Annotated in this window: 7 protein-coding genes; 2 read left to right on the forward strand and 5 right to left on the reverse strand. The window is 64.9% G+C overall.

Annotated features, from left to right (window positions below; all coding sequences use genetic code 11):
* Positions 1 to 6,170: glucoamylase family protein (locus AK81_RS19935; RefSeq protein ID WP_043201709.1), on the reverse strand; the 6,170-nt coding region annotated here is incomplete at its 3' end.
* 207 nt (positions 6,171 to 6,377) lie between these two features.
* On the opposite strand from AK81_RS19935, the gene AK81_RS19940 reads away from it, so the two are divergent.
* Positions 6,378 to 7,640, forward strand: a complete 1,263-nt coding sequence (locus tag AK81_RS19940) for a PAS domain-containing sensor histidine kinase (RefSeq protein ID WP_241496104.1) — start codon at positions 6,378 to 6,380, stop codon at positions 7,638 to 7,640.
* Here the strand turns inward: AK81_RS19940 and AK81_RS19945 are convergent.
* Together AK81_RS19945 and AK81_RS19950 are read right to left on the reverse strand one after the other, a co-directional pair.
* Positions 7,627 to 8,715 (reverse strand): polyamine ABC transporter substrate-binding protein, encoded by a 1,089-nt coding sequence (locus AK81_RS19945; RefSeq protein WP_043201710.1) that lies wholly within the window; start codon positions 8,713 to 8,715, stop codon positions 7,627 to 7,629. The genes AK81_RS19940 and AK81_RS19945 overlap by 14 nt on opposite strands.
* Before the next feature lie 41 nt (positions 8,716 to 8,756).
* Positions 8,757 to 10,058, reverse strand: a complete 1,302-nt coding sequence (locus AK81_RS19950; protein WP_043201712.1) for an NAD(P)/FAD-dependent oxidoreductase — start codon at positions 10,056 to 10,058, stop codon at positions 8,757 to 8,759.
* Positions 10,059 to 10,192: 134 nt separating this feature from the next.
* Here AK81_RS19950 and AK81_RS19955 point away from each other — a divergent pair, with 134 nt between their 5' ends.
* On the forward strand, positions 10,193 to 11,131 hold the full coding sequence (locus AK81_RS19955; RefSeq protein WP_043201714.1) for a LysR substrate-binding domain-containing protein: 939 nt from the start codon (positions 10,193 to 10,195) through the stop codon (positions 11,129 to 11,131).
* A 43-nt stretch (positions 11,132 to 11,174) separates the two neighbouring features.
* On the opposite strand, the gene AK81_RS19960 is transcribed toward AK81_RS19955, so the two are convergent.
* Positions 11,175 to 11,627: a GNAT family N-acetyltransferase gene (locus AK81_RS19960; protein ID WP_043201716.1), complete on the reverse strand. Its 453-nt coding sequence runs from the start codon at positions 11,625 to 11,627 to the stop codon at positions 11,175 to 11,177.
* An 89-nt stretch (positions 11,628 to 11,716) separates the two neighbouring features.
* Positions 11,717 to 13,405 carry an NAD(P)H dependent flavin oxidoreductase family protein gene (locus tag AK81_RS19965; RefSeq protein ID WP_043201717.1) on the reverse strand — a complete coding sequence of 563 codons (1,689 nt, stop codon included), beginning with the start codon at positions 13,403 to 13,405 and terminating at the stop codon, positions 11,717 to 11,719.
* Positions 13,406 to 13,426: the final 21 nt, after the last annotated feature.

A 13,426-nucleotide genomic window follows, 5' to 3' on the forward strand; every position in this document is an offset into this window, starting at 1 on the left:
GCCGGGGGGACCGGGGGTTGGCGGCGCAGGTGCAGTTGTTCGGCCAGCGTGCCGAGGTTGTCGTTGAGCACCAGCCGCGCTACCGACAGGGTCAGTAGCCGGTCCTCGGCAGACAGTTGCTGCGCAGGCCTTACAAAGATGCCGCCCGGGCGGTCGAGCAGGGCCGCTTCGCTGCCGGAGGCGACGATCCCCATGATCAGCTCCTGCAGTTGCTGGCGATAACCGGCCTGGTCTTCGTTCCAGATCACCAGGTCGAGTGCCAGCCCTTTCTGGCGCCAGTAGGCATGGGCCAGCACCATCTGCTTGACCAGATGGATGTTGGCCGGGTCGCCGATCTGTACCAGCACGATCGGCAGGTCACCTGACAACCCCTGGCCCCACAGGCCGGACTGGTTGCGCCGGTTGCTGGCCAGCAGCGCTGCGCTGGCCCGCAGGCTGGCATTGGGGTAGAGCACCGAGGCGGCCATCTGCTCGAACAGCCTGGCGTCGGCCAGCGAACCGTTGAGCTGGTGCAGCAGCACCTGGCTGTGCGGCCAGGCGAGGTCGAACACCCGGTCAGCCAGGTGCCGGTCGCGGTACTTGGCGACTTGCAGCAGGCAGGCGTCGCGGCTGTCGGCGACGCCTGTGACCAGGTCGACCGTGGTCGCATGGCCGGGCATCAGGGTGATGCGGCAGCGGATGGCCACGATCGGGTCCAGCACGGCCCCCGCGCTGTCGGATAACGCCTCGCTGTCCCGGTCCATGGCCGCCGGCCGCGCCAGGGTGCGCCCTCGGCCGATGAAGCGGGCCCGATCGGTTTCGTAGGACAGTGCCTCGATGTCGGCCCCGTGCACCGCCAGTACGTGGCACATCCACGGTACGGCGTCCTGTTGCGAGCGCGGCCGCCGCGTGCACAGAATGGCCTGCAGCGGGCGGATCAGTTCGGTCTGGATAAACAGCTTGCTGAAGGCCGGGTGCAGGGCATCGCTCAAGGCCGGTGCCAACACCACTTCGGCGTAGCTGGTCAGCTCCAGGGTACGGGGCTGGTCGCCATGGTTGGTCAGGTGCAGGCGACGCAGTTCGATGTCGTCTTCGGGCGACACGGCAATTTCGGTATGGCAGTCGAAGTCGCGCTCGCGCACGCGAAACTCTGCGCGGCCGTCGCTAAAGATCGCTTCCTGGTTTTTCGTGCGGTGCCGGGTCGGCTGGTAGGTGGTGGACCAGTACGCGCCGCTGGCGACATCGCGCAGGTAGCAGAAGCTGCCCAGGTCGTCGCGGCTGGCGTCTTCACGCCAGCGGGTCACTGCCAGTGTGTTGCGCTGGCTGTAGCCACTGCCCACGTGGTTGACCATGACGTGATAACGGCCGTTGGACAGCAGTTGCACGGCCGGGTGGCGCCGGTTTGGCTCGCTGAACACCCGCAGCCGGGTTTCGGGGACGCGCTCGGCGGCCTCCTCGGCCGGGGCCTGGAGGGTATGCAGGTAGGGTGCGGCGGTTTTTGGCACGCGTTCCTGCAACAGCAGCATGCTGGCCTGGAACTGTGGGTCGCAGCTGAAGCGCCGTTGCATGGGCTTGTCCAGCAGCAATGCGGTCAGGGCCAGGAAGCTCATGCCCTGATGGTGGGCCATGAACGAGCGGACCACTACGGCGTCCTGCCCGGGCGGCAGGCGTGCCTCGGTGTAGTCCACCGCCTCGTAGAGCCCGAAGCGGCCAGCCAGGCCCAGTGTGGCCAGCCGCTGCAGGTTGTGACACGCGGCAGCGGGCGCCACCATCAAGGCCAGTGCACTGGCATACGGTGCCACCACGCGCTCTTCACCCAGGCCGCGCTTGAGGCCAAGCCCCGGTACGCCGAACGCCCGGTATTGGTAGTTGAAATGCGCGTCCAGCGCGTTGTAGGCCGACTCCGAGACACCCCAGGGCAGGCCCGACAGCTTGCCGTGTTCGATCTGCCGTTTGACCGCGGCGTGGCAGGTCTGGTCGAGCAGGGTGCCCTCATAGTTAGGCATCACCAGCAACGGCATCAGGTACTCGAACATCGAACCGGACCAGGACAGCAGCACAGGGACGCCCGCGTTGCTGGTGAGCAGCCGGCCGAGGGCAAACCAGCTGGCCTGGGGCACCTGGCCCTGGGCGATGACGACGAAGTTGGTCAGGCGCATCTCCGATGCCAGCAGGTCGTAGAACGCGGCGTCCAGGCGGTGTTCATCGGCGTTGTAGCCGATGGTGAACAAGTCGCGGTGGCTGTCATACAGGAGGGTGAAGTCCATGCTGGCCAAATCCTCGATACGGCTGGCCAGGGCGTGTGCCTGTGCGATGCGCTGGCGGGCAACCGCCCTGACGTTGGCCACCGCCAGGCGCTCGGCGGGCGGCCACTGGTCTGCGTCGAGCTGTGCCAGCTGGCGCCAGGTCAGCGGCGCTTGGGCGGCCTGATCGTTGCCTGGGGGTAATTGCAGCTGCTGCAGTTCGCCGCTCAGGTCCAGGCATTGCGCATGCAGGGCGTTCAGCCAGAATGCACAATCTTCAGCAGCTTCTGCGCCGGGCGCCAAGGTAGCGGGCTGCGTGATCAGCGCCTGCAACTGATCACGCAGCTTCGGCAGCAGCGTGGCGGATACGTTGCCCTCCTGCTCATGAGCGTGCCACACCTGCTCGCGCAGGGCCGTGATCGGCTGGGCGTCGGCGCTTGTGCGGGCATAGGCGTCCAGCAGCGTGTCGAAGGTGTCGAGCAACCCCTGGGTCAGTCGCTGGTCAAGCAGGGGCGTGTCGGCCATTTCCAGCAGGCCGGGCCTGAGCGTCAATAGCAGGGCGGCCAGGTTGCCGCTGTCCACGCTGGAGATATACAGCGGTGACAGCGGCTTGAGGGTCTGGGTGTCGTACCAGTTGTAGAAGTGCCCTTTGAAGCGCTCCAGGCGGGCCATGCTGTCGAGCATGCAGGCCAGGCGCTCGAACAGGCGGCCTGCACTGAGGTAGCCGAAGTCATGGGCCGCCAGGTGCGAGAGCAGGGCCATGCCCATGTTGGTCGGTGAGGTGCGGTGGGCGATGCTGGCGAAGGGCGGCATCTGGATGTTGTCGGGTGGTAGCCAGTTATCGTCAGGGCCGACGTAATTGTCGAAGAAGGCCCAGTTGGCGCGGGCGAGTCGATGCAGGAAGACCAGGTCTTCGGCACCGGGCATGAGCGCGGTCAGGTCACTCGGGCGGCTGAGCCACCAGGCCAGCGCAGGGCCGAGCAGCCACAGCACAAGGACCGGCGAGGCAATCAGCAGTACCGTCGGCTGCATCGCCAAGGCACCGGTCAGCAGAGCCACCAAAGCCGGTTGCCCCCATTGTTCGCGGTACACCGCCTGCAGGGTATCTGCGCTGCTGCGTTCGTCCTCGCGTGAGGGGTTCCATTGCAGCAGGCGTTGTTTACTGACGGCCAGCCGCCACAAGGTGCGGAAGATGGCGTCCAGGCTGTAACAGGTCTCGAAAGGTAACCAGGCCAATGAAAGGCCAGCACGCAAGAAATAGGTACCCGAGGTGTGCAACGCTGCCAGCAGGTGCTCTGACACCGGTACATCGGTGGCCTTGCCCAGCACTTCGAGCAGCGAGTCCAGCACTGGTCGTGTCAGCAGCAAGGCCAGCAGGGCCAGCGTCCAGGTGAGCGGCGCGGCACTGGCCAGCCAGCCCCACAGCAGCAGCGCCAGCAGCGCCGCCGGCTCCAGGCTGCGGCGCAGGTTGTCGAAAATCTTCCAGCGCGACAAGGCGCTGAGCGGGCTCTGCGCCAGGCCTTGGGTGCCGGTGTGCAGCCCGGGCACCAGCCACGGCAGCAGTTGCCAGTCGCCGCGTATCCAGCGGTGTCGGCGTTTGCTGTCGGCGCTGTAGCGGGCCGGGTAGGTTTCGAACAATTGCACATCGCTGAGCAGGCCCGAATGCGCGTAGCAGCCTTCGATCAGGTCATGGCTGAGTACACGGTTGTCGGCAAAACGGCCCTCCAGTGACTGCTCGAAGGCGTCCACCGCATAGATGCCTTTGCCAATGAAGGAACCGCTGAGAAACAGGTCCTGATAAACGTCCGAAACGGCCCGCGTATAGGGGTCGACACCGGCGTCGCTGCCAAACAGGCGTGCATAGCGCGAGCGCGACACGCTGGGCAGGCTGATGCCCACCCGCGGTTGCAGGATGGCGTAGCCTGCGTGGATGCGCCCCGTGTGCGCGTCGAACCGTGGTCGGTTCAGTGGGTGCTGCATGGCGCCGATGAATTGCTGGGCGGCACCGCGCGGCAATTGGGTGTCGGTGTCCAAAGTGATCACATAGCGCACGTGGCCGAGTGTTTGCAGGTCGCCGACGATGCGCATGAAGCACCCGTGGCCGTGGCCGCGCAACACCGCGTTCAATTCGGCGAGCTTGCCGCGCTTGCGCTCGCGGCCCATCCAGCAGCCCTCGGCGGCGTTCCAGATGCGTGGCCGGTGAAACAGAAAAAAGCGCGCACCGCCCGGGCTTGGGTACTTGTGGTTGAGGCCCCGGATCCCTTCGCTGGCCAGGTCGAGCAGTGCTTCATCTTCGGGCAGGCTCTGTTCACGGGCATCCATGAAGTCGCTGAGCAGGGCAAAGTGCAGATGCTCGTCACGGTTGGCCAGAAAGCGTACTTCCAGCCCTTCGACCAGTTCTTCGACATCGCCGGCGTTGGCCAGCAAGGTGGGTACTACCACCAGCGTGCGGGCGTCTGCGGGAATGCCCTGTGTGTAGTCCAGCCGTGGCAGGAAGGAGGGCTTGACGGTCAAGGTCACCAGCCAGTTCACCAGGCCGATGGCCAGGCGGCTGGTGCTCAGCAGAACCGGCAGGGCCATGGCGGCCAGCACCGCCAAAGGCCAGCCCTCCAGGCCAATGGCGCGGATGAAGCCCCACGCCAGCAGGCAGGACAACAGCGTCACAGGCACCAGGTAAAACGCCAGCGGCGCCCGGTGCAGCAGGCGTTGGCAGCGCTCGGCCAGCGGCACCCGCGCGGCCAGGTGCTGCTCCAGCAACGGCAGGCCGGCCCCCGCCAGGTAGAAGCCCACGTGCTCGGCCGGTTCACCCGGCGCGGCGCCTGCCGTTTGGGCCAGTTCGATGGCCGTGCGCGCCACAGCGGGCTCGCTGAATTTACTGTGGCGTGCAAGGCGCTCGACGCTGTGCCGGTAATAATCACGGCTGGTGAAGTCCATGGCAGGATAAATGGCGGCGGGGTCGCGGCGCAGCGTCTGTTCAACCAGGCTAAGGTGCTCGACGAACAACTTCCAGTCGATGGTCGACAGCAGGCGCAGGCTGCCGATGCTGTTGCTGATGGACACCTGGTCGATGGCCTGCTGCTGGGCATCGAGCTGCACATGGCGCTCGATGCTGTGCGCCGACTCACTGAGCATCTGCTCCACCCACAGCAGCGGCTGGGTCAGTGAAGCGCTGTGGCCCTGCAGCCGCCGGGCCAGCTCGGCGACGAAGGCGGCGGTCATCGGCGGTTGCGAGCGGGCCATGTCGGCAACCACCAGGACCACGCTCTTGGCGTCGCGCTCGGCGGTTTCGCCAAGCTGGTCGGCCCAGACATTGGCCAGGTCGCGGTCAGCCCAGTTGGCCATGACCCGCGCCGCCACACGGCGCAGGTTTTCTATCAGGGCCAGGCGCAGCATGATGGGGATGGCCCAGAGCTCGCCCAAGGTCAGGGTAGAGGCCTGCTGATAAGCCTCGACAAAACGGCTGAAGCTCTCGGCGTCGATGCGCCCGTCACCGTGGGAGATGGTCTCCAGGGCAATGTCGTAGACACGCGGCAGGCCGGTCGAGGGGCCGTTGTCCAGCTGCGGCAACTGCAGGCTGTAGTTGGCTGGCAGGTCGTGCTTGGCAATGCGGATGTGGGTTTCGACCAGGTAAAAGTTGTCGAGCAACCACTGCGCGGCCGGTAACGCCGGGCGGGAGCCGGGCAGGGCGGCGGCGAGGGCGGTGCAGCTGGCAGAGAGCATGCGCTCGTTGTCGGCCAGGCGGTCCAGCAGCGCGTCGTTGGCCGGCCGCTCGCTCAAGCGGTGCTGATGGGCCAGCCGCAGGCCGTGCTCGGCCATCTGATCTGCGTTGTACAGCTCCGAGCGCAGCAGGCTTTCATAGGTGAAGGCATGTCGGGGCGAACGCCAGCGCCCTGCATGGGCGTACAGGCGTCGAAGGTAGCTGCGTGCGAGAAGCCAAGGGTTGTCCATGGTGTGCCGGGGTGCCGATCTGGCCTTCCAGCATTCAGTGTGCGGCGGTTGCCCGGGCAGCGTCTGTACGTTAGCGAACAGACCGGTAATAGCCCTGCGCCCATGCTGAACTCCCGTAATCCTTGCACCGTTTTGTCATGGCGCGCGGTGCTTTCGCCCCTGTCCATCCGGCAGAGGCGGCAATGCCCGCTCGCAGGAGGTTCCACCTTGAACGCGCTTTTGAGCCCAACCGCAGCCTCGGCGTACACCGGCGCCGACGTAGCGTCGCACATACGTGAAGACGCTTCTGACTACGGGTTGCTGTTGACATCGCAGAATGGGCAGATTGCCAGCGCCAACCCGGCGCTGTGCAGGCTGCTGGGCTACACGTACGAAGCCTTGGTCGGTATGCGCCTTGGGCAGCTGCTGGCGGTGGAAGCCAACACCCTTCATCAGCTGTACTGGCAGCCATTGATCGGGCAGTTGGGGGCGGTGGCGAACGTCAAGTTCGATTTCGTGCACCGTCAGGGCTTCACGCTGCCGCTGATGTCCAATGCCATTGCCTGCGCGGGTTCGAACGGCGTTGTTCACGAGCTGACCGTGTTCAACCCTGAAGGGCACCGCTACGAACGTGATCTGCTGCGCGCGCGACTGGTGGCCGAACGTTGCCTGGCCAACAATCTCAAGGCGCAGCGCGCCTTGCTTTCTCGTAGCTGCGCGTGCGTGATGCAGCCCCCTGAGCGCCCGCAGTCCCTGGTGACGGAGCAAATGTTGGGCATCGTCAGTCACGACCTGCGTACGCCATTGCAGGCGATCAGCATGGCGGCCGACCTGTTGAGGCGCCGCTCACACGCAGACGATAGCCCCAGGTTGCTCACGGTGATCAGCCACTCGGTGTCACGTGCGCAGCGGCTTGTGGCGGACTTGCTGGACTTCACGCTCATCCAGGCCGGGCTCGGTATCGCCATCGTGCCCAAGGTGGCTGACTTGCCGCACACCGTGGAGGGATGCCTGGACGAGTTGCGGCTCACATGCCCCGGCCATCAACTGATTTATCAGCATAGTGGCGGGCGCAGTGCCGTGTTCGATACAGACCGCCTGTATCAGGTGATCGGTAATCTGGTGGCCAACGCAGTGGCCTACGGCGATCCTCGCACACCGGTTTACGTGACATCCTGCGCTGACGGCATGACAGCTACCCTGACGGTGCACAACAGCGGCAAGCCAATTCCCTTGGACCTGCTAAAGCACGTGTTCGAGCCGTTCGCATTTGGCGAGCAGCAACTTGCGGGTGCAACCAGCATAGGCCTCGGGCTCTTTATCGTGAACCAGATAGCGAAGGCCCATGCAGGATACGTGTCGGTGGTGTCGACACAGCAGGAAGGCACCACCTTCACGGTAAGGCTTTCGCAACAGAACACTGGCACACGTCCGAGCCTGCCCGCGCGCACAGTGAACCGTCCCCTGGCTCGCCTCGTTACTTCCCGCTAGTCACTCGGGTCCACAGCCGGGTACTCGCGCGCATCCCCGCCGGCGACAGGGTCTTGATGGGGAACAGCGTATCGAGTACCGATTCGGGCGGGTAGACCGCCGGGTTGTCGCGCAGTTCAGGTGTGATGTACTGCAGCGCGGCCGCATTGCCGTTGGGGTACTTGACCGTATTGCTGATGTTGGCGATGACTTTTGGCTCCAGCAGGTAGTTCAGGTACGCATACCCGTTCTCGCGATGCGGTGCCCCCTTGGGCATCACCACCATGTCCACCGCCACTGTCGAGCCCTCGCGCGGAATGCTGTAGCCCACGTTCACCCCGTTGCCCGCCTGCTGCGCGCTACCCATGGCCTGCAGCACATCGCCGCTGAAGCCGATGGCTACGCAGATGTTGCCATTGGCCAGGTCGCTGACGTACTTGGACTGGTGGAAATAGCTGATGTAGGGCCGCACTGCCAGCAAGGCCGCCTCGGCTTTCTTCAGGTCTTCTGGCTTCTCGCTGTGCGGGTCCAGGCCCAGGGTCCTGAGCGTGATCGAGATGATCTGCGTCGGGTTATCGAGGAACGCCACGCCGCACTGGCTCAGCTTCTGGATGTTCTCCGGCTTGAACAGCAGGCTCCAGGATTGCGTCACCTCGGTGCTGCCGAAGATGGCCTTGATCTTGTCGGCGTTGTAGCCGATGCCGGTGGTTACCCACATATACGGGATCGCATAGCGGTTGCCCGGGTCGCTTGCCTCCAGGATTTTCATCAGCTTCGGATCGAGGTTATGCCAGGCCGGCAGCTTGCTGCGGTCCAGCTCTTCGATGGCGCCGGCCTTGATCAGTCGCGGCAGGAAGTGGTTGGACGGGCTTACCAGGTCGTAGCCACTGTTGCCGGTCATCAGCTTGGCTTCGGTGGTCTCGTTGCTGTCGATCAGGTCGTAGGTGGTCTGGATGCCCGTGCGCCGGGTGAATTCGGCCAGGGTGTCGTCGGCGATGTAGCCGCTCCAGTTGGCAATGTTGACCCGTTCTTCGGCCTGCACTGCCGCAGCCAGCAATGCTGAGGACAACAGGGCCACGCAAGTGTGCTTGATCATGGGATAGCGCTCTTGTTCTTGTTTGCGAGGTAATTGAAATATCAGCGTTCCAGCCGTGCACGGCGTACTTCCCAGGCCATGCGCACCTTGGCGCCCAGGTCGAAGAACGGGCGGGGCGGCAGGTAGCCAGGGCTGGCCTGGGCCAGTACGTCGCCGAGCAACGGTGAGTCGATGCCGAGTGCAATTTCGACCAGCAGGCGGCCCCACAGGGTGCCGCGGGCAACGCCGGACCCATTGCAGCCGGCAACGGCATGCAGGCCGTCCGCGACCCGGGCGAAATACGGCTCGCCCGTGCGGGTGCCGCTGAGGTGGCCGGTCCAGGTGTATTGCAGATCTTGTGCGGTGATGCCGGGGAAGCGCTTTTGTAGCCCCAGCAGGTGTGCACCCTGGCGCACGGCCAGGCCACAGTTGTCGATGTCGTGCTGGCGGTATTCCACGGTATTGCGGATCAGCAGGCGGCGCCCCGGCAGCAGGCGCAGTGTGCAGCCGCCCGGCAAGGTAGACAGCACGCCCCAGCCCTGCTCGTCGAACAGCTGCTGCCAGTGCGCCCCGGTCAACGGGCGGGTGATGCTTGCACTCAGCTCCAGCGGGAAAGTGCCGCTGCGCTTGAGCCCGACCCTGGGCAGGAACGCACCGACACAGGCCAGTACCTGTCGGGCTTCTACCTCGCCAGCCTCGGTGCGGGCAGTCCAGCCCTTGCCAGGGCGACGGCGCAAGTCGGTCACGGCGCTTTGCTCGAACACTTCCACCTGCTCTGGCAGGCCGTCAGCCAGCCCTTTGACGTAGCGCGCCGGCTGCATCAAACCGTTGCCGCCCGCACAATGGATCGCGCGTGAATAGAACGCGGTACCGAGGCGCCGGTGCAGCGCTTCACCCTCGTAATAGCTTGCCTGGGCACCCACGGCACGCAGGGTTTCCAGTGCCTGCTCGGCCTGCTGCAAATGGGCAGGCTCGTGTACCGCAAAGTGGTAGCCGTGGTCGCTGAGCTCGCAGTCGATAGCCAGCGCCCGGATTTGCTGGCGCACTTCATTACCCGCCGCGACACCGATGCGCGAGGCGACCTGATAGCCGGAAAAACCTGGTGTACCGATCAGTTCGCCAGCACCTGGCAGCTCGTGGCTGACCACAAAGCCAGAGTTGCGTGCCGAAGCGCCCTGGGCGACGCGCTGGCGCTCCAGCAGCACGATCCGCTGCGACGGAAAACGGCGCGCCAGGGCGTGGGCTGCGGACAGGCCGGTAATGCCGCCGCCGATGATCAGCCAATCGGCCTTGTGGGTGCCTTGCAGGCGCGGCCGCTGCGGTGATTCACCGGCCAGCGCAATCCAGCCACAGTGGTTGTTCATTGCGTGCTACTCCTTCAGTATCGATGCACAGGCGTTATTGGCTATTGCCCGCAAAATCGCGTCTTGGCTCCAATTTACGGGGACCAAAGCGCAATTTCTAACGCTAATAATTCATTCATCCATTCGGAATTTGCATGGATAAGAACCTTCGTGTGCCATCGTTCCAGGCGCTGCAGGCCCTGGTCCGGGTAGCCGACACCAGCAACTTCACCGAGGCTGCGCGCCAGTTGCACCTTACCCAAAGCGCCATCAGCCGGCAGATCCAGCAACTGGAAGAGCATTTCCAGACCACGTTGTTCGACCGCACCAGCCGCAAGGTCGCGCTGACCGCCCATGGGCACGAGGTGTACGGGGTGGCAAAGGGCATGCTGCAAACCCTGCGCACACTGGAGGAAAAGCTGGCGCCGACGCCACTGGACCGACCGTTCCGCGTGCGCATGTTCGTATCGCTGGCAGTACGCTGGCTGCTGCCGCGGCTGACCTCGTTCTATGCGCTCAACCCAGGCCTGACCCTGTCGATTGAAACGGTCGGCGGCGACCTGGTAGACACCGGTGGCGACTGCGACGCGTATGTGCTGTACCTGCCGGGCGGCCTGGACGAACGCCGGTTGACGCCGCTGTTCGACGAGTACCTGATCCCGGTTTGCGCGCCCGTGCTGGGCGACGGCCGCGCCCCGCCCAAGTGTGCGGCGGAGCTTGTCGACCATGCACTGATCCACGGCTCCACCTCGCGCTATGAATGGAACCTGTGGCTCAACGCCCAGCAGGCCCCGGCCGAGCACAAGTACCAGGACCTGTTGTTCAACCTTGACGACCTGGCGCTGGATGCTGCGACCCGAGGTATGGGCATCGCCATGACCGACCGAATGCTGGCCCACGATGCGTTGGTGCGCGGCGACCTGGTGGTGCCGTTCGGCGAGGCCCTGAAGACAGGGGGTGTATATGCCCTGTGGTTACGGGACAGCGGCGTTGCTCACCCCGCGTGCCAGGCCGTGTTGAAGTGGTTCGAGCAGCAGGTGGAGCAGACCGTTCTGCAAGAGCGGCGGCCCCGGCAACATCAGCCGCGAGGCTGAAATCCGGGCACCGCTTTGTGGCCTTTTCGCGACACGGCCGCACCTACACAGTCGGCAGGTGCTTTTCCATCGGCTGATAGACCAGCCCGGCAAATTCGCCCACTTCGCCTGCCAGGGTGAAGCCGTAGCGTTGGTAGGCAGGCACCGAAGGCAACGATGCCTTTACCGTCACGACGTCAACCCGGGCATGTTCCAGCGCCGCATTCATCAGGCGCGTGCCGATGCCCTGGCGTTGCCAACCCGGTGCAATGAACAGCATCGCAACGTGGCGGCCTTCCTTGAGCTCGATCAGCCCCGCGATGGCGCCCTGCGCAACACAGGCCAGCATCAGGTTGTCGCCTTGCATGCGCTCGGCAAACGCCTGGGGTGCTGCCACCTTGGTGAAGGTCTCGATGCCTTGCGCAGACAGCGAAGGCGCGACTGCCTGCATGAAGGCATCCAGGCACACGATGCTGGCCTGGGGGAGGTCGTCAGGGGTGAGGTTGCGTATTTGCATGGCAGGCGTCCGTGTCTGTTATCGTCCTGTTGCCAACCTTACCCTGTAAACCCGGATTGATCGACGAGCGCCCGGGTCCACAGGGACGGTCAAGCTGCCCTTGCCACGGCCGGCTTGCCTTCGCCAATCAGGATGTCTTCGAAAAACGCCCCGACCGGCTCGGTGGGGTGGCACAGCTGTATTTCCAGCACCCATACCACCTCGCTCGGGACGATTTCCACCTCGGCCAGTTTTTCCTGCCCATACAGCACATGCGGGAAGTCGGCGATGCGATGCCCGGCCAGGTTGCGTTCCAGCTGCCAGCCTTTGGCCTGGGCGCTGCGCTCGGCGAAGTCATACAGCTCGCGCCCGGTCAGCCCGCGGCCCCAGGCCTGGCGGGTTTCGTCGAACACCTCGTGCAGTGCCTTGACGCACGCGTGGTGCAGGTCGCGCTGGCCAAACACGAAGGTGTCGCCATAGTCGCCTTCGTAGCCATCCCATACCGGGCCGACGTCGACCACGACAATATCCGTAGTACGTAATACACGTTGCAGGTCGATGCCTTGCCGCGGTGTACGCACGGTGTCGTCGCCGAAGCGGATGTAGGTGGGGTGCCAGGTGTGGGACGCGCCCATTGCCTGCAAGGTTTGCGCAGCCATCTCCAGTGCCTGGGCGGTGGTCATGCCGACGCGCAGTTGGCTGGCGATCGCGGCCACGGACCGCACTGACTGCTCGCGGGCAGCGAGCATGCCATCCAGCGAGTAGCGTGGGCCGACCTTTTCCAGTTCTGGGTGCAGGGTGTTGGCGGTTGCAGCCTGGGGTGCCAGTGCACCGCTGGCGACAAAGGCCTCCGCGACAAAACGATGGGGTTGTACGCCGGCGGCAACGCACAGTTCGCGCGCCTGGCTGATCATTGCGGCATTGCCACAGGCATAGACCTGGGTGTCGGCCCACTGATGCGCCTGGCCCAGCGCCACCTGCTGCACGCGTGCCTCAGCCGAGAGAACCGGGTGCCAGCGAAAATGTGGGTGTTCATGGCTGGCCTGCTCGAGAAACGCACGGTCATAGAAATCCGCCGTCGATGAACCGCCCCAGTACAGCGTAACCTCGGCAGCGCGGGCCAGGGCTGTCAGCAACAAGGGCTTGATGCCGGCGTAACCTGTGCCGGTGGCGAACAGCACCAGTGGGCGTTGGTCTTCATGCTGCCAGGTGCAGGCGCCCACCGGCCCCTCAAGGTTCAGTACGGCACCTGCTTGCAGGGTGGGCAGCAGGCCTTCGGTGAACACGCCGTCGCTGACCTTGCGGATGTGAAACACCAGTTGGCCCTGGTCCTGAGCGGGCAGGTTGGCGATGGAGAAGCAGCGGCTGTCACCGTTGTCGAGCTGGAACCTTACGTATTGGCCTGCCCGCACTTCCAGCGGTTGAGCAGGTTGCAGCACCAGTTCGACGATATCTGCACTCAGCTCGCGCTGGCTGTGAACCTGCGCCTGGAACGCGAGTGACGGAGTGTCCAGGGACCAGCCAGGGATCTCCAGGCGCATGTCGCTGCAGGCGTGGCTCTGGCACAGCAGCATCTCGTCGGCGGCCAGGGGGTAGGAGGGCGCGGGGGCGTCTGCATCCCGCTGCTTGTCCTGATACTGCCCAGACACTACCTTCACTTTGCAGGACCCGCAGGCGCCTCGGCGGCAGGAGAAGGGTACCGGCAGGCCGCTGGCGAGCATGGCATCGAGCAGCAGCTCCTGGCTGGCTTCGAAGGTTTTGCCCGAGGGCGACAATTCGATAACGTGGCGGCTTTGCATGAACACCTCGGGGGCAAATGG

Origin of the sequence: Pseudomonas putida W15Oct28 (genome assembly GCF_000708715.2) — a bacterium.
Lineage (GTDB): Bacteria > Pseudomonadota > Gammaproteobacteria > Pseudomonadales > Pseudomonadaceae > Aquipseudomonas > Aquipseudomonas putida_R.